Annotated in this window: 20 protein-coding genes; 12 read left to right on the forward strand and 8 right to left on the reverse strand. The window is 68.3% G+C overall.

The window, feature by feature from the left end; genetic code table 11:
- Positions 1-42 precede the first annotated feature (42 nt).
- Positions 43-3861 carry a LamG-like jellyroll fold domain-containing protein gene (locus GQ674_RS19825; protein WP_201290188.1) on the forward strand — a complete coding sequence of 1273 codons (3819 nt, stop codon included), beginning with the start codon at positions 43-45 and terminating at the stop codon, positions 3859-3861.
- A 28-nt stretch (positions 3862-3889) separates the two neighbouring features.
- Here the strand turns inward: GQ674_RS19825 and GQ674_RS19830 are convergent, their stop codons facing one another.
- From GQ674_RS19830 to GQ674_RS19850, 5 genes are all read right to left on the reverse strand, one after another.
- A complete protein-coding gene (locus tag GQ674_RS19830; RefSeq protein ID WP_159498641.1) occupies positions 3890-4729 on the reverse strand; it encodes a PhzF family phenazine biosynthesis protein in 840 nt (279 codons plus the stop codon).
- A 65-nt stretch (positions 4730-4794) separates the two neighbouring features.
- On the reverse strand, positions 4795-5385 hold the full coding sequence (locus GQ674_RS19835) for a cysteine dioxygenase family protein (protein WP_159498642.1): 591 nt from the start codon (positions 5383-5385) through the stop codon (positions 4795-4797).
- A 116-nt stretch (positions 5386-5501) separates the two neighbouring features.
- On the reverse strand, positions 5502-6365 hold the full coding sequence (locus GQ674_RS19840) for a rhamnogalacturonan acetylesterase (RefSeq protein WP_159498644.1): 864 nt from the start codon (positions 6363-6365) through the stop codon (positions 5502-5504).
- Positions 6365-7987 carry a carboxylesterase/lipase family protein gene (locus GQ674_RS19845; RefSeq protein WP_159498646.1) on the reverse strand — a complete coding sequence of 541 codons (1623 nt, stop codon included), beginning with the start codon at positions 7985-7987 and terminating at the stop codon, positions 6365-6367. Before GQ674_RS19845 ends, GQ674_RS19840 begins: the two co-directional genes overlap by 1 nt.
- Positions 7980-8978 (reverse strand): alpha/beta hydrolase, encoded by a 999-nt coding sequence (locus GQ674_RS19850; protein WP_236546133.1) that lies wholly within the window; start codon positions 8976-8978, stop codon positions 7980-7982. The genes GQ674_RS19845 and GQ674_RS19850 overlap by 8 nt, the downstream gene beginning before the upstream one ends.
- A 153-nt stretch (positions 8979-9131) precedes the next feature.
- Here GQ674_RS19850 and GQ674_RS19855 point away from each other — a divergent pair, with 153 nt between their 5' ends.
- The 10 genes from GQ674_RS19855 to GQ674_RS19900 all read left to right on the forward strand — a co-directional run bounded on the left by GQ674_RS19855 (position 9132) and on the right by GQ674_RS19900 (position 19854).
- Positions 9132-9953 carry a 2-keto-4-pentenoate hydratase gene (locus GQ674_RS19855; RefSeq protein WP_159498648.1) on the forward strand — a complete coding sequence of 274 codons (822 nt, stop codon included), beginning with the start codon at positions 9132-9134 and terminating at the stop codon, positions 9951-9953.
- Positions 9954-9990: 37 nt separating this feature from the next.
- Positions 9991-10995, forward strand: a complete 1005-nt coding sequence (locus GQ674_RS19860) for a TRAP transporter substrate-binding protein (protein WP_159498650.1) — start codon at positions 9991-9993, stop codon at positions 10993-10995.
- A gap of 12 nt (positions 10996-11007) precedes the next feature.
- Positions 11008-11544, forward strand: coding sequence for a TRAP transporter small permease (locus GQ674_RS19865; protein WP_159498652.1), 537 nt, complete (start codon positions 11008-11010; stop codon positions 11542-11544).
- Between the two features lie 3 nt (positions 11545-11547).
- Positions 11548-12831 (forward strand): TRAP transporter large permease, encoded by a 1284-nt coding sequence (locus GQ674_RS19870; protein ID WP_159498654.1) that lies wholly within the window; start codon positions 11548-11550, stop codon positions 12829-12831.
- Complete coding sequence (pelA, locus tag GQ674_RS19875; protein WP_159498656.1) at positions 12804-13961, forward strand: pectate lyase; 1158 nt, start codon at positions 12804-12806, stop codon at positions 13959-13961. The genes GQ674_RS19870 and pelA overlap by 28 nt, the downstream gene beginning before the upstream one ends.
- A gap of 83 nt (positions 13962-14044) precedes the next feature.
- On the forward strand, positions 14045-15580 hold the full coding sequence (locus GQ674_RS19880) for a family 43 glycosylhydrolase (protein WP_201290291.1): 1536 nt from the start codon (positions 14045-14047) through the stop codon (positions 15578-15580).
- Positions 15581-15623: 43 nt separating this feature from the next.
- Positions 15624-16682, forward strand: a complete 1059-nt coding sequence (locus GQ674_RS19885) for a LacI family DNA-binding transcriptional regulator (protein ID WP_128095341.1) — start codon at positions 15624-15626, stop codon at positions 16680-16682.
- A 219-nt stretch (positions 16683-16901) separates the two neighbouring features.
- A complete protein-coding gene (kduI, locus tag GQ674_RS19890; RefSeq protein ID WP_159498660.1) occupies positions 16902-17750 on the forward strand; it encodes a 5-dehydro-4-deoxy-D-glucuronate isomerase in 849 nt (282 codons plus the stop codon).
- Positions 17751-17816: 66 nt separating this feature from the next.
- A complete protein-coding gene (gene kduD / locus GQ674_RS19895) occupies positions 17817-18572 on the forward strand; it encodes a 2-dehydro-3-deoxy-D-gluconate 5-dehydrogenase KduD (protein ID WP_038691455.1) in 756 nt (251 codons plus the stop codon).
- A 178-nt stretch (positions 18573-18750) separates the two neighbouring features.
- The gene (locus GQ674_RS19900; RefSeq protein WP_159498662.1) at positions 18751-19854 is read left to right on the forward strand and encodes a GDSL-type esterase/lipase family protein; all 1104 of its coding nucleotides are present in this window, start codon (positions 18751-18753) and stop codon (positions 19852-19854) included.
- A 30-nt stretch (positions 19855-19884) separates the two neighbouring features.
- On the opposite strand, the gene GQ674_RS19905 is transcribed toward GQ674_RS19900, so the two are convergent.
- The gene (locus GQ674_RS19905; protein ID WP_236546134.1) at positions 19885-20574 is read right to left on the reverse strand and encodes a DUF4375 domain-containing protein; all 690 of its coding nucleotides are present in this window, start codon (positions 20572-20574) and stop codon (positions 19885-19887) included.
- 429 nt (positions 20575-21003) lie between these two features.
- Positions 21004-21900, reverse strand: a complete 897-nt coding sequence (gene phhA, locus GQ674_RS19910; RefSeq protein ID WP_128095351.1) for a phenylalanine 4-monooxygenase — start codon at positions 21898-21900, stop codon at positions 21004-21006.
- 127 nt (positions 21901-22027) lie between these two features.
- Between phhA and GQ674_RS19915 the strand changes: the two genes are divergently transcribed.
- Positions 22028-22510 (forward strand): Lrp/AsnC family transcriptional regulator, encoded by a 483-nt coding sequence (locus GQ674_RS19915; protein ID WP_038691453.1) that lies wholly within the window; start codon positions 22028-22030, stop codon positions 22508-22510.
- A gap of 191 nt (positions 22511-22701) precedes the next feature.
- On the opposite strand, the gene GQ674_RS19920 is transcribed toward GQ674_RS19915, so the two are convergent.
- Positions 22702-23700, reverse strand: a complete 999-nt coding sequence (locus GQ674_RS19920; RefSeq protein ID WP_159498664.1) for a patatin-like phospholipase family protein — start codon at positions 23698-23700, stop codon at positions 22702-22704.
- Positions 23701-23788 lie beyond the last annotated feature (88 nt).

Here is a 23788-nt window from a genome sequence, read left to right on the forward strand (position 1 = left end):
GTGGTTCCGCTGTACTGTTTCTGCTGTCGAAAGGAAGGTCCCATGCATCGCCCTGTCGCCCCCTCGATCCGTCCCTCCCGCCTGTCGGCCAGCCTGCTGGCCCTTCTGCTTGCGGGCAGTGGCACCGCCTGGGCGCAGACCGCCCCGCAGCTGCTGTTCCACGTCTCGGCCGACCAGGGCCTGCAGGCCGACACCGCCGCGGGCGATCCGGTACCGAACTTCGTGGACAAGGTGAAGCGGGTGCCGAACGGGGCGCGCGGCAGCGCTATCGAATGGGCCGACGACGGCGTACTGTCGTGGAACGCGCCGGGCAACATCCAGGCCCAGCGCGGCACGCTCGGCTTCTTCTGGCGCTCCCGCTACGCGGTGGGTGACGCACCGTTCGTGATCTTCCGGGTCGGCTATGCCGACCACAGCAGCTGGGACATGGCCTGGCTGCGCATCGACTGGAACGGCCACGGCTTCGATGCGTTCGTCACCGATGCCAACCTGGCGCGCACGCGCGTGTCGTTCAAGCTCGACCAGAACCCCTCGCCGCAGCAGTGGCAGCACATCGCCTTCGGCTGGGACGAAAACCACGGCGTGCGCCTGTACGTGGACGGCGAGGAGGTCGCCCGCCAGGAGACCACCGCCGACTACGATGCCGCACTCGATCAGCTGGGCCTGGCCGCGCGCGTGATGGCGCCCTACCAGGTGCAGAGCCGCTACAACTTCCTGCGCGGCAGCGACTTCGACGAGATCCGCGTCTACGACCGCCTGCTCGATCCGGCCGGCATGGCCGCCCTGGCGCGCAACGCCGCCCCCACCACGGCGGTGGCCGCGCCGGACCCGATGCGCGCCTGGCGCCACCGCCATGGCTGGGATGCCAGCCCGCCGCCGGCGCTGACCGCCGCGACCACGACGATCCGCAAGGTCGAGTTCGCCGATACCAAAGACCACAAGCAGTGGATGTGGAAGGCCACCGACGGCATCGCCGAAACCACCTGGCCGGGCGTATACAACCGCTCGCGCCTGCCCGGCCGCAACGACTACTTCCAGCTGCCCGACTGGAACACCTACGTCGAGGGCGGCCAGCAGCTGGACCTGACCCTGCCGGCCGGTGAAACCGTCAACCGCATCGAAGTGCGTGGCGCCGCCTTCGGCGGGCTCAGCCACAGCGCCGATGGCCAGCCGCCGCAGACCCTGTTCCAGCGCCCGCAGGGCGTGGTGCGCAGCGTGAACGCCATTGCCGCACAGACCGGCGGCGTCCTGCACTTCCGCAATACCGAACAGGAAACGCCGATCCAGGAAATCTGGGCCTACCAGGTCAGCGACGCGGCCGAGCCGGAAGGCACGGTCAAGCAGCGCTACCTGGTCGACAGCCAGGCCCTGCCGGACTACACCAACATTGCGGCACTTCGGGACTACATCGACGGCCGCTACCCGGCGGCCGAACGCAGCACGGTGATGGCGCTGCCCAAGGGCGCCGGCGCACGCAGGCGTGCCGCCGACACGCTGCCCGCGCAGCCGCTGCCGATCGTGCACGTGCTGATTCCGTCCGGCGTCAGCGATGCACCGGCCGCGCAGCCGCTGATCCGCAGCTGGGCGCACAGCTGGGAGAACATGCACGATGGCCTGGATGGCGTGGCCATCGACCTGCCCGCGCTGGACCTGCAGGCGACCCACGATGGGCTGATCCCACTCAACATCCGCATCAAGGACCCGATCTGGCCGGCGCGCGACATGATCGACGTGTCGGTGTCGGTCAAACCGGGCCAGAAGCGCACCCTGTGGCTGGACCTGCGTGACCGCATCCTCACCGCCGACAGCCTGTGGATCTCCGTCGCCTCGGCCGCGCCCGGCTTCAACGCCGCGTCGCTGGACGGTGCGGAAATCCGCATGGTCTACAAGGACCGCGAGCAGGCGAAGAAGGAGCACATCGCCGACCGCTTCAACCAGGTGCGTGACAACTGGGGGTTCCTGGTCGAAGAACACACCACGTCCAAGCGGCAGCGCCTGTACGCGCGCGTCTACGCCGACCTCAGCGACCTGTTGCGGGTCGACCCGGACCACATCAACGGCCGCCTGTACTGGAACTACATCAGCTACAACAGCCAGGGAAAACCGCCCTTCACCCAGCCGCAGGCCCCCAAGGGCGTGCCGCAGTGGGCCTTCGCGCAGACCGAAGACCTCAAGTACGTGCGCCGCTTCATCGACTGGTGGATCGACAACCGCCAGATCGCCTACGGTGACTTCGGCGGCGGCATCTCCGACGACTCCGACCTGACCCAGCAGTGGCCCGGCCTTGCGCTGATGGGCGTGCAGCCGGACAAGCTCAACGCCTCGCTGACCGCGCTGTCCGATGCGGTGTACCGCAATGGCATGTTCAGCAACGGCCTGAGCACCATCGAGACCGACGAGCTGCATGCCTACGAGGAAGGCATCAACACCAACAGCGCGATGCTCTACCTCAACTGGGGCGATCCGCTCACCGTCGAGCGCCTGATGAAAACGGTGAAGGCCTTCGACGAACGCATCATCCTGCCCAACCCGCAGGGGCACCTGCTGTTCTCCAGCAACTGGTTCGGCGGCAACAAGGTCTACCGCGAACCGAACTGGCAGTGGCAGAAGCCGTACTCCTTCCCGGTGCTGCACCCGGCCTTCCTGATGGGCCAGTACAACGCCGACCCGACCGGCCGCAAGCTGGTCACCGGGCTGGCCGACAGCTACCTGGCCCACGCCTACACAGACGACAAGGGCCGCTGGGCGCTACCGAACGAGATCCACTGGGCCACCGGCAAGACCCGTGGCGGCGAGCTCAACAACGGCTCGGGCAGCGGCGACATCATGCACACCTTCTGGGCGGCATGGCGCTGGACTGGCGATGACAAGTACCTCAAGGCGCTGGACTATCGCGTTGAGCGCGGTGGCCCGGGGGCGCTGTCCAACCTGGGCGAGAACTATGTCGAAGCACTGGGGCGCGGCGCCGAGTGGAACCCGCGTTTCATCAGCGATGCCGACGGTGGCAGCACCGGCTTCGCCAGCCTGATGGCATGGCAGGCCACCGGCGACAAGAAATACCTCGAAGCGCTGCACGCCGACGGTATCCAGGCCAAGGCGCAGCGCGAATACATGAACACCGAAGGCCACTGGTGGTCCGACCGTGTCGAGGCGCCGAGCGAATTCCTGCAGCGTGCACGCCTGGGCGGCATCGCGCTCAAGCGCAACCAGAGCTGGCCGGGCCACACCGTGAGCTGGCGCTTCGCCCAGCCGCAGGCCGCCGAGCAGGTCGCGCTGCTGGTGCACGCGCCTTCGCCGGACCGCTTCAAGGTGATCGCCTACAACCTGGGCAAGCACGCAGTGGATGCGGAGATGAGCACCTGGAATGTCACCGCTGGCCAATGGCGGATGACCAGCGGCGTGGACCGCGACGGCGATGACGCCATCGACGGCAAGATGACCACGCGGGACCTCACCCTGGAGCGTAGTGCATCAACCACGTTGCGCTTCGCACCGGGCCAGAGCCAGGTGTTCGAGTTCGAGCTGGTGCAGGCCGGCACGCCGGTCGAACAACGCGCCGACCTCGGCATCGGCCGCGGCGATGTGCGCGTGGACGGGCAGCACCTGCACGTGACCGTGCACAGCCTGGGCCACGTGGCCACGGGCGCGGGCGTGGCGGTGCTGGAGGATGCCAGGGGCCGTGAACTGGCACGGGCGGACATTCCCGTGCTGGCTGCACCGACCGACCTGCTCCCGAAGACCGCCACGGTGCGCCTGCCGTTGCCGGCCGGCAACCGCAGCGGCTGGCGGGTGCGCGTGATGCAGGCCGATGGCGCGGTCGAGGTGACCCAGCGCAACAACGTGGTAACGCTCGACCGGTAGCGCCCCTGCCATGCGCGGCTGCCATGGCTTACAGCGTGACCCTGCCCTCGATGCAGGTCACGCAGTCGCCCCCGATCCACAGCGCATCGCCCACCCGCTCCACGCGCAGCCGCCCGGCACGCCCGATCGCCGTGCCCTGGCTGATCACATAGCGGTCCGCCGCTTCACCGGTGGCCAGCAGCCAGCGCGCGATGCCGGCATTGAGGCTGCCGGTGGCCGGGTCCTCCGGTGCGCCATCGCCGGCGATGAAGGCACGGCTCTCGTACTGGGCCTGGCTGCCATCGCTGGCCAGCCACGGCCCGAACACGCCCACCTTCAGGCCCATCAGCTGCGCATAGTCCGGCTGGATCGCCAGCACCGCGGCACGATCGCGCAGCCGCAGCGCGAGCCAGCCGGTGCCGTTGTCGGCCCAGCGTGCGTCCACCACGTCCTCGGCCGCCACCCCCAGGCCACGCCGCACCCGCTCGCGCAGGTCCGCCGCCAACGCCTCACCGCGCAGCAACGGCGGCGCCAGGAAGGCCAGGCCGGCGTCGCTGCGGCGGATCCGCACCAGCCCGATCCCGCACTCCTGCACGATCTCCTCGCTCTTGGGTACGCCGCCGTGGGCCAGCCAGGCATGACAGCTGCCCAGGGTGGGATGCCCGGCGAACGGCAGCTCTTCCAGCGTGGTGAAGATGCGCACGCGGTAGTCCGCCTGCGGATCGGTGGGCGGCACCAGGAAGGTGGTTTCGCTCAGGTTGGTCCAATGCGCGAACGCGGCCATCCGTGCGTCGTCGATGCCTTGGGCATCGAGCACCACGGCCAGCGGATTGCCCCGCAGGGGATCCTGGCTGAACACATTGACCTGCTGGAACGGAAACGTACGCATGGCGGAGCATCGAAAGGCGGGAACCGGATGATGCGCGCGGCGCAGGCCGCGGGTCGAGCGCGGCACTAGGCCGCGTCGGTTTCCATCACCTGCACGCGGCGCTGGTACCAGTCGCCTGCGTCGGGTTCGAAGATCGCGCTGCGGGTCATCTCGCCTTCGTACACATGCACCGAGATGGCCAGGTCTTCATCGCTGGTGTTGCGGATGGTGTGGTACTCGTGCGGCGGGATCAGGCTGCCGGCACTGCCGCAGTCGCCCAGTACCGCCGGTTCGGCGCGGAAGCGGAAGCGCTCGCCGTCGCGTTCGAGCAGCCGGTACTGGGTGATTTCCAGCTGGCCCAGCCACACCCCTTCCACGCACCACAGCCCGCTGTGGTCATGCAGCGGCGTGCCCTGCCCCGGCCCCCAGCTCATCGCCACGATGCTGTAGCCGTGCGCGGCGCTGCGGTACAGCTCGCGGCGGGCGTAGTGGTCTTCGATGGGGTGGTGCACGCAGGCAGGCAGCTGGATGCGGCTGTCGGCGATGGCCTCGCGCAGCGCGCTGCGCAGGGTGGCGGCGATCTGCTGCGGGCTCTCGTGCTGCACCGCGTGGTCGATGGCCGCGATCAGTCGATCACGGCCATGGAACGGCGGAAAGAGATTGCTGTGGTCTTGCATGCCCTGAGTCTAGGCCATCGCGGTGAATGCCGTGTTTGATCTGAATCACATCCAATCGCCTCACGATCACCGAAATACCCATCCATTCTAAGAAAATCGTGGGATATGCCTATCGATCAGGGGATCAGCAGCGGCCGCAAGGACGGCACCTGCCGGGCCAGTTCCTCGGTCACCAGCGTGGCAAACAGCGCCGCGCCCTCCGGGCCCAGGTGGGTGTAATCGAACGCGACCTTGGCCTGGCCCATCGGCTCGGTAACGGCGTTGTCCTGTGCGGCCGGTGCCCCCACAACGGGCGCCGCCCCCACCGTGGTGCCGCCCAGCGCCGCGCTGACCTGCGCCGGGGCAGCCGCCGCCTGCGCCAACGGCATGGCCGCCACCGGGCCCAGCGCCTGCACCACCGCACGGCTGCGGGCGTGCAGGTCGACCAGCGGCACGTCCATCTCGCGCGCTACGCTGCGCACCGCCTCGGCCCAGGGCGCCAGGTCGTCGATCAGCACGCCGTCGGCAAACTGGCGGCGGGTCAATGGGGTCAGCAGCACCGGTTGCGCGCCCGCCGCGCGGATCTCGCGCACGTAGCGGCGCAGGTTGTCCGGGAACTCGCGCCGCAGGTCGGTCGAGCGCCCCGGCTTGCCGGGCTGGTCGTTATGGCCGAACTGCACCAGCACCCAGGTGCGCGCGTAACCGGGCGTGCGCATCTCCGCGTCGGCCAGCACCCAGGAGCCTTCGGCGCGGTAGTTGTACGTGCTGCGCCCGCCCCGGGCCAGGTTGGTGCAGGTCAGGAACGAGGTCACGTGGCGCGCGCAGAAGGCCGGGCCCCAGCCCCCCTGCACGGCGGTGGTGGAATCGCCGACCAGCACGATCTTGCTGGCCCGGATCGGCGTCGGGGGCGGACGATCCAGCACCGCCGGATCCGCGGCGGCGTGCGCCGCGCCCAGTGCACCGAACAGCAGGCTGCCCAGCAGCCAGATCGACGCGCGCATCAGAACGTACCGCGCTGGATGAAGGGCGCCTGCTGATACAGACGACGCTCGCCACCGCGCGGGTCGTTGGTCTGCTGCGGGGTGGCATCGAACAGCATCGTTTCGCGGCGGGCGAGTGAATAGGTCTGCCAGCGTGGCAGTCCGCCATGATTCGGATCGCCATGACGGGCGAAGGCGATCAAGGCCTCGCTCATTGTGGCCGCCACGCGGGTGGCCTCGTCGCTGTCACCGGTGCGTGAGCCGGGGCGATCGGTGGTATCGAACACCAGCGGGATATCCAGCGTGTGGAACGCGCCGAACTTCCCGCCGTCCAGCGGCGAGCCCCAGTCGAGTTGATAGGCCCAGGTGGGGGCGCCCTGGCGCGCACGCGCCTCCAGTTCCTCCACCGCACCCCGCCAGGAGCGGCCGGCGGTGGTGGCCGCGAAGAACACCTCCGAGGGCGTGTAGTGCGGATACAGGCGGCGGTACTCGGCGATCACCACCGAGGGCAGCAGGTCCACGTACTGTTCTTTTTCCAGCTTGGCCGGCAGCGTTTCCCAGGTCAGCGCGAAGTTGGCCGGGTCGTTGCCGAGGAAGGCGCGGGTCTCATCGTGGGTGTTGCCGATCACCATCGGAATCCCGGCGGACTGCGCGGGCGCCTCCGGCCAGAACGGATGCACCGGCAGCGAACGCCCGTCGAGCACTGGCCCGACGTAGAGACTGCTGTTCTCCACGCGCGACGGGTCGCGGGCACGGGTGGCGGCCAGCAGAGCGTCCATCGGCAGCGTGCGCAGCGCGTCGGCATCGGCCGCCCCCACCGCCTGCATCGCGATCTGCGCGCGCTGGGTGGCCGCCCGCGGGCCGGCCGCGGTGACCTGCTGCCCGCTCATGGTCCAGGCGCGCTGGAACAGGCCGCGCGCGGCCGGCATGGCCATCAGCGTAGCGATCTTGGCGCCGCCGCCGGATTGCCCGACCACGGTGATGTTGCCGGCATCGCCCCCGAATTCGGCGGCATGCTGGCGCACCCAGTGCAGCGCCTGCACCAGGTCGAGCTGGCCGACATTGCCCGAGTCGGCAAAGCGCGCATCGCCCAGTTGCGCCAGGTATAGATAACCGAACACATTGAGCCGGTGGTTGACCGTGACCACCACCACGTCGCCGCGCCGGCACAGTGCGCTGCCGTCGTACAGCGGGTCACTGCCGGAGCCGTTGTTGTAGGCGCCGCCGTGGATGTAGAACACGATGGGCCGCTTGCCGCCGTCGCGCAGCGCCGGGGTCCACACGTTGAGGTAGAGGCAGTCTTCGCTGCCCGGCCCTTCCTTGCCGGTCTGCGGGGCGGCGTTGCCGTAGTCCAGCGCATCGCGCACGCCACGCCAGGCCACCTCGGGCAGCGCCGGCTGGAACCGCCGGGGCGCAGTGTCGGCCCCATAGGGGATGCCGCGGAACACATTTACCCCCTGCTCGCGTTGCCCGCGCAACCGGCCACTGCGCACCCGGGCCAGCGGCGCGGCGTCAGGGCGCGGCCCGGGCACCCCGGCGAAGGCCGGCAGCGCGGGCAGGCTGGTGGCACCCAGCATCAGGGCATAGCGCGCGCTGTCGCGCAGGAAACGTCGACGCTGCAGGTCGGCGGGGGACTCACTCATGGCGCGCGGGCTCCGTGTGGCGCGAAGGGATCCAGCGCAGGGCCAGTTCGGGCCACTGCGCAACGGTCAAACCGGGCGGGATGCGCACGCCGAAGCCGTGGCCGCCCTGCGGGAACAGGTGCATTTCGGTGGACACGCCGGCCCGCAGCAGCGCCTGGTAATAGACCAGGCTGTTGTGCACCGACACCACGGTGTCGTCCTGTGCATGCACGAGGAACGTGGGCGGGGTATCGGCGCGGACCTGGTCCTGCATCGAGAACTGCTGCTGCAGCGTGCTGTCCGGATGCGGCCCGAGCAGGCGCGTACGCGAGCCGGTATGGGCATGGCTGCCCATGTCGATCACCGGGTAGATCAGCAGCGCGACATCCGGGCGTGCGCTGAGCGCATCGGTGGCATCGCGATGCGGGTACACCGGCGTATCGAAGCCGTTGCTCAGCCGCGCGGCGACATGCCCGCCGGCCGAAAACCCCATCACCCCGATGCGTGCCGGATCCAGCTGCCAGCGCGCGGCCCCGGCGCGGATCACCCGCATCGCGCGCTGTGCATCGGCCAGCGCCGCCTGCCGATCGCTGCGACCGGCGGGCAGCCGGTAGCGCAGCACGAACAGGGTCACCCCGCCCTGCGCGACGAACGCCGGCACCAGGGCGGTACCTTCCTTGTCCAGCACGATGCGCTGGTACCCGCCACCGGGCACCACCAGCAGCGCGCTGCCATTGGGCCGCGCTGGCCGGTAGACCACCAGGTAGGGCGCGCTGATGGTGTCGATGTAGCGGTCCGGCAGCGCGGGGTCGGTGCTGCGTTCAATCACGTTGGGCGCGCTGGCCGGGCCGGTCTCGCCGGGGACCTGGCCCTGCGGCCACAGATCGATGCGGTCGGGCGCACCGGCCACCGGTTCGGTCGCCGGCACCGGGCGTTCGGCCGCGCGGGTCAGGGCCAGCGGACTGGCAAGCAACAGCAGCATCAACAACGGCAGCAACAGGGGGCGGCGCATCCGCATCGGTCCTTTCCAGTTGGGGTATACCCCGGATCGTGCCTGACGATGGCGCCTCTGATGCGCTGCACATTGCCAATGACACCGGTTTACCATATACAGCTCATCCAGCCACTGTCGATTGGCAGTGCACCATTTCTCCGGGAGACCCGCTTGAGCAACGACAACGGCAAACAGGACCTGCCAGACCACGGTTTGAGTGAGATCGCCCGCCACTTCGTCGGCGCCCGCCAACACGGCCGATCCCTGCCGGATTTTCCGGGCACGATCCCCGCCGACCTGGTGACCGCCTACCAGGTACAGGACCAGGCCATCGCGCTCTGGGATGACCGGGTGGTTGGCTGGAAAGTGGGCTACATCGCCGCCGAACGCCGCGATGCCTCGGGCGATGACCGCCTGCTGGGCCCGATTTTCTCGCGCAATCTGCAAAATGCTACCGGTGGAACAGTGGACATTCCGGTGTTCGTCGGCGGCTTCGGCGCGGTCGAGGCCGAGTACGTGATCCAGCTGCAGGAAGACGCCCCGGCCGACAAGCTGCACTGGACGCCCGAAGAAGCCGAGGCGCTGGCCGCCAGGCTGTTCATCGGCGTGGAAGTGGCCAGCAGCCCGCTGGCCACCATCAACAAACTCGGCCCGCGCGTGGTGGTGTCCGATTTCGGCAACAACAACGGCCTGGTGCTGGGTACCGAGATCGCCGACTGGACCCGCCTGTACGATGCCGACCTGCGTGCGGAAACCCGCATCGACGGCGAGGTGGTCGGTACCGGCGGTGCCACCCTGCTGCCCGGTGGCCTGCGTACCGCCTATGCCTTCGCCCTGGGCCGTTCGGCGCAGCGCGGGCGGCCGTTGAAGGCCGGCGACCTGATCGCCAGCGGCAACGCCACCGGCATCCACGACATTGCCGTAGGCCAACAGGCACTGATCCGTTTCGCCGGTTACGGCGACATTACCTGCAGGGCCATCGCTGCCGGGTAACCGCGCAGCCATGGACAGTCCGCTTGGGAGGGCGCAGATGTTCACTCGCAGAAGTTTCCTTGGCACCGGTCTGGGCGCGCTTGCCGTGCCTGCGCTGGCGGCCTGTTCGCGGTCAACGGTTAGCGCGCCGGCCGGTGCGCAGCTGCTGACCGCCACCGACGTCCATGTGGCCGACTACCCCACCGTCACCGCGGTGAAGTGGATCGGCCAGCAGCTGGAACACAAGACCGGCGGCCGCCTGAAGCTGCGCCAGTACCACTCCGGCCAGCTCGGCCGTGAGTCCGAGGCGATCGACATGGCCCGCTTCGGCGCCATCGACATCACCCGGGTCTACTCCGGTGCACTCAACAACGCCTTTCCGCTGACCCAGGCGCTGTGCCTGCCTTACGTGTTCGAGTCGGTGGCGCACATGCGCCGCGCGCTGGACGGCGGCATCGCCGACGCGGTGCTGAAAGGCTTCGAGACTCGCGACCTGGTCGGCCTGGCCATCTACGATTCCGGCGCGCGCTGCTTCTACAACACCAAGCACCCCATCGTGGAGCCCAAGGACCTGCACGGCCTGAAGCTGCGCGTGGCGTCGTCGGACATCTTCATCCAGCTGATGCGCCTGCTGGGCGCCAACCCGACCCCGATGTCGCTGGGCGACACCTTCTCGGGCATGGAAACGCACATGATCGACGGTGCGGAGAACAACATGCGCAGCTTCCATTCCAGCCGTCATTTCGAGGCCGCGCACTACTGGTCGCAGAGCGACCATTCCTACGCGCCGGACGTGCTGCTGATGTCGCGGCAGAGTCTGGAGGCACTCACCCCGGCCGACCGCGCGCTGGTGATCGAGACCGCGCGTGAATCTGTCACGGTGATGCGCGAGCAGTGGGATGCCTCGGAAAACACTGCCCGGCAGGCCGTGGCCGACTTCGGCGTCACCTTCAACGCCGTGGACATGCCGGCCTTCCGCAAGGCCGCCGACCCGCTGCTGCAGCAGTACCTGCAGCAGCCGGCGCTGGCCGCGCTTACCCGTCGCATCCGCGACTTCGCCTGAGGCCCCGACGCGATGTCCGACCCGACTTCCGAAACCCCCGTCATCGTCAGTGCGCCGCAGCGCGTGCTCAACGTCATCGCCGACGTGGCCATCCATATCGCCGTCATCGCCCTGCTGGGGCTGGTGGTGGTGCAGGGCTGGCAGGTATTCGCACGCTACGTCATCAACGATTCGCCCAGCTGGACCGAGCCGGTCACGCTGCTGCTGCTGGCCACCGCGATGAGCCTGGGCGCGGCCACCGGCGTACATACCCGCCGCCACTTCGGCTTCTTCCTGCTGGCCGCGCACATGCGCCCGGGGCTGCGCCGCGCGGTGGACGTGTTCGCCGCGCTGGTGGTGGCCGTGCTCGGCGTCGTGATTGCCTGGTGGGCCGCGGTGCTGCTGCTGGATGGCCTGGACATCAAGGCGGCCGGTGCCAACCTGCCGCAGAGCATCAACTACCTGCCGCTGTCCATTGGCGGCGCACTGATGGCGATCTTCGCCGTGAACCAGATGGTGCAGGCCGTGCTGCCCGTCGACGCCGACACCGTTGCCGAGGGAGACCGCTGAGCCATGGGTATCACGATCCTGTTTACCGTTTTTGCGGTACTGCTGCTGCTGGGCGTGCCGGTGGCCTATGCGTTGGCCGCGGCCGCCCTGGCCACGTTGTGGTACCTCGACCTGCCTACCCTGGTGCTGGTCCAGCAGATCTCGGCCGGTACCGGTTCGGCCTCGCTGATCGCCATTCCGCTGTTCATCTTCGCCGGCGAAATCATGATGCGCGGCGGTATCTCCGAACGCCTGATTTCGCTGGCCTCGTCGCTGGTGGGGCGCATGCGCGGTGGCCTGGGCCAGGTATCGATCCTGTCTTCGCTGTTCTTCGGTGGCGTGTCCGGTTCGGCAATCGCCGATGTCTCGGCAGTGGGCGGCACGATGATTCCGCAGATGGTCAAGCGTGGCTATGACCGCGACTTCGCGGTCAACGTGAGCATCACCGCCGCACTGGTGGCGCTGCTGGTGCCGCCGTCGCACAACCTGATCCTGTTCTCGGCCGCGGCCGGCGGCGGGCTGTCGATCGCCGACCTGTTCGCGGCCGGTATCGTGCCGGCGCTGTTGATGACCGTGGCGCTGATGATCACAGGTTACGTGGTCGCGCGCCGTCGCGGTTATGGCGTGGAAATCTTCCCCGGCTGGCGTGCGGTGCTGCTGCGGCTGGTGTCGGCCCTGCCCGGCCTGGGCCTGGTGGCGCTGATCTTCATCGGTATCCGCGCCGGTATCTTCACCGCGGTGGAAAGCGCGGCCATCGCAGTGGTCTACGCGCTGCTGGTCACCACCGTGCTGTACCGCCAGCTCAACTGGCGCGAGTTCATGGGCACGGTGACCCATGCGGCGCGCAGCACCGGTGTGATTCTGTTCGTAATCGCCACCGCGGCGGTGTTCGGCTGGCTGCTGGCGTACCTGGAGGTGCCGGCGGCGGCGGTGGATTTCCTGCGGTCCTTCGCGCACAGCCAGTTCATGGTGCTGCTGATGATCGTGGTGATGCTGTTGCTGCTGGGTACCTTCATGGACCTGGCGCCGATGATCCTGATCTGCACGCCGATCTTCCTGCCGGTGGCCAAGGCCTATGGCATCGATCCGATCCACTTCGGCCTGGTGCTGGTGCTGACCGGTGGCCTGGGCCTGGTGACGCCGCCGGTGGGCTCGGTGCTGTTCATCGGTACCGCGATCGGCAAGATCAGCGTGGGCGAGAGCATGCGCTCGATCTGGCCGTTCTGGTTCGCCGCACTCGGCGTGCTGCTGATCGTCACCTTCTTCCCGGAACTGTCGCTGTGGCTGCCCGCCCTGCTGCGCGCGTAAGCGTGCGGCGGCTCGCGGTCCTGCTGTGGATCGCCCTACCCTGCGCCGTGATGGCGCAGGGCCAGGACATCCCGCTGCGCGGCTTCCAGGACGGCATCAACCACTGGCAGAGTGGGCACGGCACGGACTACCCGCGCTATTCCCCCGATCAGTACCGGCAGATCGCCGACAACCTGGTCGCGCTGCAGCGTCGTGGTGGCGGCTGGGCGGTCAACCAGGATCCGCAGCGCATCCTCGATGACACCGCCCGTACGCAGGCGCTGGCCGACCAGGCCACGCCCGGCGGCAGCTTCGACAACCGCAACGTCTACACCCAGGTGGCCTACCTGGGCGAAGCGTTCGCGCGCAGCGGGGACGTACGCTATCGCGACGCGGCCGTGCGCGGGCTGGACTTCATCCTTGCCGAGCAGATCGACAGCTGTGGCGGCTGGCCGCATTCGGTGCCATCGCGCACCGCGTACCACGGCCACATCACCTTCGCCGACGACGTCACCAGCGGGGTGCTGACCACGCTGCGGCGCGTGCTGCGCGAGCCGGTGTTCGGTTTCGTCAGTGCCGGGCAGCGGGCCCGCGTGCAGGCCGCCGTGGCCGCCGGCGATGCCTGCCTGCTGCGCCTGCAGGTGCGCCAGGACGGCGTGCCCACGATCTGGGCCGGGCAGTACGACCGCACCACCCTGCAGCCCGCACAGGGCCGGAAATTCGAGCTGCCGGCCCTGGTCACCGACGAGAGTGTGGGCGTGGTGCGCTACCTGATGTCGATCCCGGATCCGCCGCCGGCGGTGGTCGCCTCGGTCAACGCCGCCATGGCGTGGTTCCAGGCGCATGCGTTGACCGGCTGGCGGCTGGAGACGTTCGAGACGGCCCCGGCGCAGTTCCAGTTCCATCGCACCACCGTCGACCGCCGCCTGGTCGCCGATGCCGGCGCGCCGCTGCTGTGGGGGCGCTTCCACGACCTGCACGACAGTTCGGTGCTGCTGGCCAACCGCGAGGGCGAACGGGTGGCCCGTTTCGACGCGATTCCGCGCGAGCGCCGCACCGGCTACCACTGGTACGGCACCTGGCCGCAGGCCCTGATCACCACCGACTACCCGCGCTGGCAACAGCGCACTGCCGGGACCCGGGCGCGCTGAGCGCGGCCGGCCCACGCTACGTTCAAGGGAGACACACGATGCGTTTGAGGACGACCCTGGCCAGCTTCGCCACCGCCTGCCTGATGCTGGCGGGCGCCGGCCACGCCGCCGAGCCTTCCACCGCCTGGAAGCGCGGGATCGAAAACCAGCGCCAGGCCGACCTCGGCAATGGCACCTTCCTCAACCCGGTGTTCGCCGGTGATCGCCCGGACCCCTCGGTGCTCAAGGATGGGCAGGACTACTACCTCACCCTGTCCTCGTTCGACGCCTACCCCGGCCTGCCGATCTGGCACTCGCGCGACCTGGTCAACTGGCAGCCGCTGGGCCATGCCATCACCAGGAACGTGGGGGCGATCTGGGCGCCGGACATCGTCAAGCACGGCAGCCGCTACTACATCTATTTCCCGGCCCGTACCGGTGAAACCCGCAGCAACTTCGTGGTCTGGGCCGACAGCATCAAGGGCCCCTGGAGCGAGCCGATCGACATCGGGCTGGGGGCGTACATCGACCCGGGCCACGCGGTGGGCGAAGACGGCAAGCGCTACCTGTTCCTCAGCGGCGGCGACTACGTGCAGCTGGCCGACGACGGGTTGAGCGTGGTCGGCACGCCCAGGCACGTATACGACGGCTGGAAGTACCCGGAAAGCTGGGACGTGGAGGCCTACGCGCAGGAAGGCCCGAAGATCAACTTCCGCGATGGCTGGTACTACATGACCACCGCCGTGGGCGGTACCGCCGGCCCGCCCACCGGACACATGGTGATCACCGCCCGCTCGCGCTCGATCCACGGCCCGTGGGTGAACGCGCCCAACAACCCGATCATGCGCACCCGGTCGGCCGCCGAGCCGTGGTGGTCGCGCGGCCATGCCACCGTGATCGAGGGCACCGACGGGCGCTGGTGGATGATGTACCACGGCTACGAGAACGGGTACTGGACGCTGGGCCGCCAGGCCCTGCTGGAGCCGATCGAATGGACCGCCGATGGCTGGTTCGTGGCCAAGGGCGGCGACCTCGGCCAGCCGCTGGCCAAGCCCTCGGGTACCTCGGCGGGCCAGCACGGCATGGCGCTGTCCGATGACTTCCGCGGCACGCGCCTTGGCCCGCAGTGGTCGTTCTTCAACCCGGCCCAGGACGAGTACGCGCGGCTGGACTTCACCGGCACAGGCATGGTGCTGCAGGGCAAGGGCGAGACCCCCCGCGACAGCTCGCCGCTGACCGCCATCGCCGGCGACACGGCCTACCAGTTCGAGGTCGAAATGCACGTCGCCCCGGGCGCGGTGGGCGGTGCCCTGCTCTACTACAGCGACCGCCTGTACGTGGGCGTGGGCAGCAACGGCGGGAAATTCATCATGCACCGCTACGGCGAGGAGCGCCCCACCCGGCTGGCCCCCAGCGCCACCGGCGGCACGCTGTGGCTGCGGGTGACCAACAACCGCCATATCGTCACCTTCCACTCCAGCACCGATGGCAAAACCTGGCAGAAGTACCCGGTTCAGATGGAAGTCTCCGGCTACCATCACAATGTGGCGGGCAAGTTCCTGGCCCTGAAGCCGGCCCTGTACGCCGCCGGCCAGGGCAAGGTGGAGTTCCGCAACTTCCGCTACCGCGCCCTCGATTGAGCTGCCCGCTAGAATCCCCTGACTCATCCCCGGTTTGAACGACATGTCATTGCGCAGCAAAACCGATCCGTCGCCGCACGGATTGACCAAAGGCAAGGCCGCCACGATCAACGACATCGCGCGCCTGTCCGGGGTGTCCAAGAAGACTGTCTCGCGCATCATCAACAACTCGCCGCTGGTGCGCAAAGACACCCGCGACAAGGTGGAAGCACTGATGCGCGAGGTGGGCTACACGCCGGATCCGCTGGCGCGTGGCCTGGCGTTCCGGCGCTCGTTCCTGATCGGCATGGTGTACGACAACCCCACCGCGCAGTACATCGTGGACATGCAGTACGGCGCGCTGGACGCGCTGCGCGGATCCAGTTTTGAACTGGTGGTGCACCCCTGCGATTCGCGCAGCCCCGGCTATATCGAAGGGGTGCGCCGCTTCGTGCAGCAGCAGAAGCTGCACGGCGTGATCCTGGTGCCGCGTGCGTCCGAAGACCAGGCGCTGGTGGACATGCTCGATGAGATCGGCGTCCGCTTCACCCGCATCGCCTCGCTGCCACTGGACGACACCTCGCAGATGGTGGTCACCCACGACCGCGACGGCGCCGCCGAAGCGGCCGACTACCTGCTCTCGCTGGGCCACCGCGACATCGCCCTGGTCACCGGCCCGAGCGCCTACCGTTCGGCGCACGAGCGCACCGCCGGCTTCATCGATGCGCTGGCCAAGCGCGGCATCGAGCTGCCCCCGGCGCGCATCGTCGAGGCCGGCTACACCTTTGAATCGGGCGTGGCCGCCGCCGAAAAGCTGCTGCTGGGCAAGCAGCGCCCCACCGCCATCTTCACCGGCAACGATGAAATGGCCGCCGGCATCTACAAGGTCGCCCTGCGCGCCGGCATCAACATCCCGCGCCAGCTGTCGATCATCGGCTACGACGACAGCCCGCTGGCCTCGCGCCTGTGGCCGTCGCTGACCTCGGTGCGCCGCCACACCCGCGACACCGGGCGTACCGCCGCGGCCATGCTTATCCAGCCCGATGGCCAGGCCGCGCTGCAGATCGCCAGCGTGCGCCCGCACCTGATCGTGCGCGACTCCTGCCAACCGCCCGAGGATTGACCCGCGCCGCGATGGCAACGACGGGCGTTCATGATGAACGCGTCGCCACGCGCCCGTGCAATCGGTTGCCGATCGCACGGCTTTTCTGACATGGACACCACGCCGGGCCCGCCCTGGCCTATCGTGCGCTGCAAAATGACACCGGTTTACCAACTCGCTACACTTTGACCAAATCGCGCCGGGGCCGACCTGTTGCCCCACCCCTGCTCTGGAGACGCCATGTACTGCAAGACCCACTACGCCACCCATCCCGACGCCATCAAGGGCGCCAGCAATGACGACCTGCGCGAGCTGTACCTGCTCGACGGCCTGTTCAACGCCGATGCGGTGACGCTGAAGTACACCCACTACGAGCGCTTCGTGCTCGGCGGCGCTGCCCCGGTCAACGGCCCGCTGTCGCTGCCCACGCAGACCGAGCCGGCCTCGGCCGCCGGCCATCCGTTCCTGGAGCGTCGCGAGCTGGGCATCATCAACGTCGGCGCCGGCAGCGGCACCGTCACCGTGGACGGCACCGTGTTCCAGCTCGGCCCGAAGGACGGCCTGTACGTGGCCATGGGCAGCGTGGACGTGGTGTTCGCCTCCGACGCCGCCGCCACCCCGGCGCAGTTCTACCTGGCCTCCACGCCGGCGCATGCACGCTTTGAAACCAAGCAGCTGTCGATCAAGGACGCCGTGGCGCTGGATCGCGGCGCGCTGGAAACCAGCAACGAACGCACCATCTACCAGTACATCGTGCCGGCCACCTGCCAGTCCTCGCAGCTGCTGCTGGGCCTGACCGTGCTCAAGCCGGGCAGCGTCTGGAACACCATGCCGCCGCACCTGCACGACCGCCGCAGCGAAGTCTATTTCTACTTCGACCTGGGCCAGAACGACCGCGTGTACCACTTCATGGGCGAGCCCGACGCGCAGCGCCACATCGTCATCCAGAACAACGAAGCGGTGGTGTCCCCGCCGTGGTCGATCCACATGGGCGCCGGCACCAGCAACTACGCCTTCATCTGGGCGATGGGCGGCGAAAACCTGGATTACACCGATATGCACGTGCTGGACATCTGCCAGCTCAAGTGACCCTCGCACGCCGCCCGCATCGCGCGGGCGGCGTCTGTGCCGCATTGGAAAAGGACCGCATACGCAATGGCTAATCCGTTCAGTCTGGAAGGCAAGGTCGCCCTGGTCACCGGTGGCAACACCGGCCTGGGGCAGGGTATCGCCGTGGCATTGGCGCAGGCCGGTGCCGACGTCGCCGTGGCCGGCATCCAGCCGCCCACCGAGACCATCGCCGCCATCACTTCGCTGGGCCGTCGCTGCCTGGCCATTGAAGCCAACCTGATCAGCATCGAGCCGGTCGAGCGGGTCATCCGCGAAACCATCGAAGGCCTCGGCGGCCTGGACATCCTGGTCAACAACGCCGGCCTGATCCGCCGCGCCGACGCGGTGGACTTCAGCGAGCAGGACTGGGACGACGTGATGAACGTCAACATCAAGTCCGCGTTCTTCATCTCGCAGGCCGCCGGCCGGCATTTCATCGCCCAGGGCCGCGGCAAGATCATCAACATCGCCTCGATGCTGTCTTTCCAGGGCGGCATCCGCGTGCCGTCGTACACGGCCAGCAAGAGCGGCATCGCCGGCATCACCCGGTTGCTGGCCAACGAGTGGGCCAGCAAGGGCATCAACGTCAACGCGATCGCCCCGGGCTACATGGCCACCGACAACACCGCCGCGCTGCGCGCCGACGAGGACCGCAACAAGTCCATCCTCGACCGCATCCCGGCCGCGCGCTGGGGCACGCCGGAAGACCTGGGCGGCACGGCCGTGTTCCTGGCGTCCAGCGCCTCGGATTACGTCAACGGCGCCGTCCTGCCGGTTGATGGCGGCTGGCTGGCTCGGTAACACCATCGCTACGCGCTGGCGCTCCCACGATCTGCGCTGCAGATCGTGGGCCCCGAGCAATCGTTGCATCCAGACCCCCACCGCTTCGCGGTCGCCCCCTGACTCAGGGGGCTTTCGACCAGATGCACGCCGGTAGTGCCGGCCGCTGGCCGGCTTCTCTTCACCCAGGAGCACGACCATGCTGCGCTTGCTGTTGTCCCTGTCCCTGCTGCTCGCCGCCCCCAGCGCGCTGTGCGCCCCACACCGCATCTTCATCGCCGGGGATTCCACCGCGGCCGCGTACGGCCCGGAGCGTGCGCCACAGGCCGGTTGGGGCCAGGCATTGCAGAGCTATCTCGATCCCACCGTGTGGGAGGTCCGCAACCACGCCAAGGGCGGCCGCAGCACGCGCAGCTTCATCGACGAGAAACGCCTAGACGCCATCGCCGCCGAGCTCCAGCGCGGCGATGTGCTGCTGATCCAGTTCGGCCACAACGACGCCAAGTTCGAAGACCCCACGCGCTACACCGAGCCCGTCAGTGCGTACCCGCAGCACCTCATGCGCTACGTGCAACTGGCCCGCGACAAAGGCGCCACGCCGGTTCTGATCACCCCGGTGGCGCGGCTGCTGTACGACTTCGGCTCACTGCTGGACACCCATGCGCTGTACACCCAGGCCATGAAGCAGCTGGCCACGCGCGAGCAGGTCGCGTTGATCGACCTCAACGACAGTTCCACGCGCTGGATCCGCGGGCTGGGCGAGCAGGGCGCGCGGCCGTACTTCCTGTTCGTGCCCGAACAGAACAAGGCCGATGGCACGCACTTCAGCACCGCCGGCGCAAACGCCGTGGCATGCCTGGTCATGCGCGACTGGGTTGGGTTGCAGCCCACGCTGAAACCCGCGCTGAAACGCGATATCGATTGCGACGTGCGCAGTGCAGGGCAGGGCGCGGAGGCATCCAAACCCTCGCGCGTGGTGCACGAGCGCGACATCGCGATCACCCAGCCTGGTCCGCATGGCGGCGCCGGCCCCACCACCGCGTATCCGTTCTTCGCCGACGACAGCGACCTGCCGTTCGTGCTGCGCAAGCGCGTGCTGCACAAGGGCGCCGGCATCGGCCTGCACCCGCAGCACAAGGACGAGATCTACTACATCGTCAGCGGGCGTGGCAGCTATGTACTGGACGGCAAACAACACGACGTGGCGGCAGGCGACGCGCTGCTGACCCGCACCGGCAGCCTGCACGCGCTGCAGCAGGTGGGCGACGATGATCTGGTGGTGCTGCTGGCCTATCCCCGGTAGGTACCGACCGTTGGTCGGCACCGGCCGTGCTCACGGCTGCGGGCCGGCATCCGGCTCCGGCCCGAAATGCAGCACGCCGAGCCTGGCCAGGTCCTCGGGGCGTGCGTAGTACGCCTCTTCAAACTGCTCCAGCGCGTCCTGCTCCGCAGGCGTCATCGCCGCGTACAGATCGCTCAACTCGGTCACCGCCGGATCATCCTCAAAACGATCCAGCAGCCCGCGCATGCCGGCCAGCGCCGTATGCGTCTGGTCCGCACCCATGGCACGCAGCCCCTGCAGGGCCAGCTGGCAGGTGGGGTCGCCCCAGTTGCACAGGAACTGCATGAAGCCGCCGTTGTTGATGTCCGCTTCCATCCGCCACAACGCGACCAGCAGCTGGTCCTGGGCTGACAGCGCGTCCAGTCTCCAGTCCAGAGCATGCAGCCGCTGCATGGCATGGTCGTAGCGCGCATCCCACAGCAGGTCCAGCACGTAGACCATGCCGGTGGCCGACGCCGGCGACAGCGCCGGCCAGTTCGCGCCAAGGCCGTCGTCGGTCAACACCCACTGCGCACGCTGCTCCGCCGCCGCCTTCTCCAGCCGCGGGTTGCGCGTGAGGAACTCACCCACCTGCGCGCCGTTGGCCAGCAGCATGTGCACGTGGGTGGCGTCGAAGTGAATGGATTGGATGCGGAACGCGGACAGGGCCATGGCGTTGGACAGCGGCACGGGAAGGGCCAAGACCTTAACAGAGCTCAATCCATCCCCCGGTAGAGCCAACCGTTGGTCGGCTGCTCCAGATCCATGCCGCCCGCGGCACTGTCGCGCGAACGGTAGCCGACCAACGGTCGGCTCTACCGACCAGACATCGCCGCCGTCTTCCGGCCTTTGCCGGATTCCTTCTGAAGCAGGCCCCCGCCAGCGGGTAGAGCCGACCGTTGGTCGGCTGCTCCACATCCAACCCGCCCGCGGCAATGGCGCGCGAACGGCAGCCGACCAACGGTCGGCTCTACCGACCAGGCATCGCCGCCGTATTCCAGCCTTCGCCGGTTCCCTTCTGAAGCAGGCCCCACCAGCCGGTAGAGCCGACCGTTGGTCGGCTGCTCCATCTCCACGGCACCCGCCGCGACGCCGCGCGAACGGCAGCCGACCAACTGTCGGCGCTACCGATCAGACGTCGCCGCCGTCTTCCCAGCCTTCGCCGGTGCCCTTCTGGAACACCGTGTCGCCGTCCTGCACGTCACCGGCCGGCAGATGCTCCTTGGCCTCCAGCGCCGCATAGATCGGGGTGAAGTCCGGCGCGGTCGCCTCCATCAACTGCTCGAAGCTGTCGATGACGAAGTAGGTCTTCTGGAAGGTGTCGATGCGGTAGCGGGTACGCATGATCCGCTCCAGGTCGAAGCCGATCCGGTTGGGCGCGGCCGACTCCAGCGAGTACAGCGATTCGCCCTTGGACGACACGATGCCGGCCCCGTAGATGCGCAGGCCTTCGTCGGTGTTGATCAGCCCGAACTCCACCGTGTACCAGTACAGGCGGGTGAGGTGCTGCAGCGCTTCGGGGCCGATCGCATGCGCCTTGACGCCACCGCGGCCGTAAGCGGCCATGTAGTCGGCGAACACCGGGTTCATCAGCAGCGGCACATGCCCGAACAGGTCATGGAACATGTCCGGTTCGGCGATGTAGTCGATCTGGTCGGGGCGGCGGATCCACCAGGTCACCGGAAAGCGGCGGTTGGCCAGGTGGTCGAAGAAATCCAGTTCCGGCAGCAGCCCTTCCACCCCTACCAGCGTCCAGCCGGTGGCGGCCCCCAGCACCTCGTTGAGCTGGTCGAAGCGCGGAATCATGTGCGCGCTCATGCCCATCTCGTCCTGCGCGTGCAGGAACTCCTTGCTGGCACGCCCTTCCAGCAGCGCACGCTGGCGCTGGTACAGCGTGCTCCAGGTGGCGTGGTCGTCGGCGGTGTAGGTGTCCCAGGGCTGTTCCACGATCGCGGTGGTATACACCGGGACGTACCCCTTGTCGGTCTGCTGGTGTTCGACGCGGCGCGGGGCGGTGGCGGTTTCCATCGTGGTGGTCTCCTGGGACGTCATCTGACGATGCTAGGGCAGGGGGCGCGCAAGAGGTTTGCAAAGTTGCGCGGATATGCCCAACTGGCGCAATATCATTGCGTCCACCTCATGTTGCGGAGCAGCAATGGCCGGAGAACCCCAGTTCGACCGCACGGATCTGCGCCTGTTGGCTGAAATCCAGCAGCACGGCCGTGCCACCAACGCCGAACTGGCCGCCCGGGTGAACCTGTCCCCGTCGGCCTGCCTGCGCCGCGTGCAGCGCCTGGAGAACGAGGGCGTGATTGCCGGCTACGGCGCGCGGCTGGAACCCCGGCGCATCGGCCTGGGCCTGCAGGCGTTCGTCCGCGTGCAGCTCGAAAAGCACGACCAGCACGCCATCGGCGTGTTCGCCGACAGCGTGGTGGAGTGGGACGAAGTAGTCGCCTGCCACGCCCTCACCGGCGACATGGACTACCTGCTGCACATCTACGTGCGCGACCTGGAGCACTTCTCCAGTTTCCTGCTGGACAAACTGCTCAACGCCGCTGGCGTGGCCGACGTCAATTCCAGCTTCGTGCTGCGCACGGTGAAAGATTTTCGCGCGCTGCCGCTGTCGCAGCTGGAATAACGCGGATCGCAAACACGATCACGTGGTGGAACCAACCGTGGGTCGCCCACACCACCATTCCATCACGGTAGAGCCGACCGTTGGTCGGCTGCGCGACCCACCCAACGCGGTAGAGTCGACCGTTGGTCGACTGCGCGGAGACCAAAACCAGGAGCAGCCGACCAACGGTCGGCTCCACCGGCGGCGGGGCCTCAGCCCTCGCACTTTTCCTTGCGCCCCATCAGCCGGCCCACGCGCGACGGTTCATCGCACTTGGGCTTCGGCGGCGGCGGCGCAACAGCGGCCGCACGCGCCCGCTGCAGTTGCTGCACCTTCGCGCGGATCTGCGGCATCGCCGCCATTGCGGCCTTCTCGCCTTCCAGGATCGCGTAGCCTCGCTGGCTGAAATCGGCCGCGCCGATCTCCAGCACCTTGGGGCGGATGATGATGTCCGCGCGCGCCAGTTCCTGCTCGCCCAGGCGCTGGCCCATGATCGAGATGGACTGGTTGACGATGCCCAGCATGCCGGTCGGCGACTTGCCGCTGGCCTTGCTGGAAATGTCCACGGCGATGACGAAGTCCGCGCCCAGCTGGCGCGCGGCGTCCACCGGCACCGGGCTGACCACGCCGCCGTCAACGAAGCTGTTCTTGCCGATCTTCACCGGCTCGAACACGCCCGGGATGCTGCTGGAGGCGCGCACCGCCTGGCCCACGTTGCCGCGCACGAACACGGCGCGGTCGCCGGTGTCCAGGTTGGTGGCCACGGCCGCGAACGGCTTCTGCAGTTTTTCGGCAGGGCGGTTGCCCACCTGCGCGTTTACGTAGTCCTGCAGCTTCTGGCCCTGCACCAGGCCGCCGGAGAACAGTCGCACGTCGCGGATGCTGGCTTCGTCCAGGGCCACGGCCTTGGACTGCATCTGGAACGCGTCCATGCCGCTGGCGTACAACGCGCCGACCACGCTGCCGGCGCTGGTGCCGGACACCACCACCGGCTCGAAGCCGTTGGCTTCCAGCATCTTGATCACGCCGATATGCGCAAAGCCCTTGGCCGCGCCGCCGCCCAGGGCGATGCCGATCTTGACCGGCTTGGCCTGCACCACCGGGGTGGCGACCGGCGGCGGGGTCGGGCGCACGGGGTCACCGCCGCAGCCGGCGAGCAGGCCGAGAGCGGCAACAGACAGCGTCAGGCGAATACAGTGCAGTGATTTCATCGGCGTGGCAGAAAGTGAATGGGCATCGAGGGCGTCAGCATACCGGTACTGCCGGCGGTTGGCCGGCAATGACAGGGCGCCGGTTTAT

Source organism: Stenotrophomonas sp. 364, from assembly GCF_009832905.1.
In the GTDB taxonomy this organism is placed as follows: Bacteria; Pseudomonadota; Gammaproteobacteria; order Xanthomonadales; family Xanthomonadaceae; genus Stenotrophomonas; species Stenotrophomonas maltophilia_AP.

Coding starts and splice junctions, on each gene's coding strand:
- GQ674_RS19850 (WP_236546133.1), bottom strand. CDS start 8,978: ATGCGCCGCCCCCTGTTGCTGCCGTTGTTGATGCTGCTGTTGCTTGCC.
- GQ674_RS19885 (WP_128095341.1), top strand. CDS start 15,624: ATGTCATTGCGCAGCAAAACCGATCCGTCGCCGCACGGATTGACCAAA.
- GQ674_RS19920 (WP_159498664.1), bottom strand. CDS start 23,700: ATGAAATCACTGCACTGTATTCGCCTGACGCTGTCTGTTGCCGCTCTC.
- GQ674_RS19835 (WP_159498642.1), bottom strand. CDS start 5,385: ATGCAAGACCACAGCAATCTCTTTCCGCCGTTCCATGGCCGTGATCGA.
- GQ674_RS19840 (WP_159498644.1), bottom strand. CDS start 6,365: ATGCGCGCGTCGATCTGGCTGCTGGGCAGCCTGCTGTTCGGTGCACTG.
- GQ674_RS19825 (WP_201290188.1), top strand. CDS start 43: ATGCATCGCCCTGTCGCCCCCTCGATCCGTCCCTCCCGCCTGTCGGCC.
- GQ674_RS19915 (WP_038691453.1), top strand. CDS start 22,028: ATGGCCGGAGAACCCCAGTTCGACCGCACGGATCTGCGCCTGTTGGCT.
- phhA (WP_128095351.1), bottom strand. CDS start 21,900: ATGGAAACCGCCACCGCCCCGCGCCGCGTCGAACACCAGCAGACCGAC.
- GQ674_RS19880 (WP_201290291.1), top strand. CDS start 14,045: ATGCTGGCGGGCGCCGGCCACGCCGCCGAGCCTTCCACCGCCTGGAAG.
- kduI (WP_159498660.1), top strand. CDS start 16,902: ATGTACTGCAAGACCCACTACGCCACCCATCCCGACGCCATCAAGGGC.
- GQ674_RS19860 (WP_159498650.1), top strand. CDS start 9,991: ATGTTCACTCGCAGAAGTTTCCTTGGCACCGGTCTGGGCGCGCTTGCC.
- kduD (WP_038691455.1), top strand. CDS start 17,817: ATGGCTAATCCGTTCAGTCTGGAAGGCAAGGTCGCCCTGGTCACCGGT.
- GQ674_RS19900 (WP_159498662.1), top strand. CDS start 18,751: ATGCTGCGCTTGCTGTTGTCCCTGTCCCTGCTGCTCGCCGCCCCCAGC.
- GQ674_RS19870 (WP_159498654.1), top strand. CDS start 11,548: ATGGGTATCACGATCCTGTTTACCGTTTTTGCGGTACTGCTGCTGCTG.
- GQ674_RS19865 (WP_159498652.1), top strand. CDS start 11,008: ATGTCCGACCCGACTTCCGAAACCCCCGTCATCGTCAGTGCGCCGCAG.
- GQ674_RS19830 (WP_159498641.1), bottom strand. CDS start 4,729: ATGCGTACGTTTCCGTTCCAGCAGGTCAATGTGTTCAGCCAGGATCCC.
- GQ674_RS19845 (WP_159498646.1), bottom strand. CDS start 7,987: ATGAGTGAGTCCCCCGCCGACCTGCAGCGTCGACGTTTCCTGCGCGAC.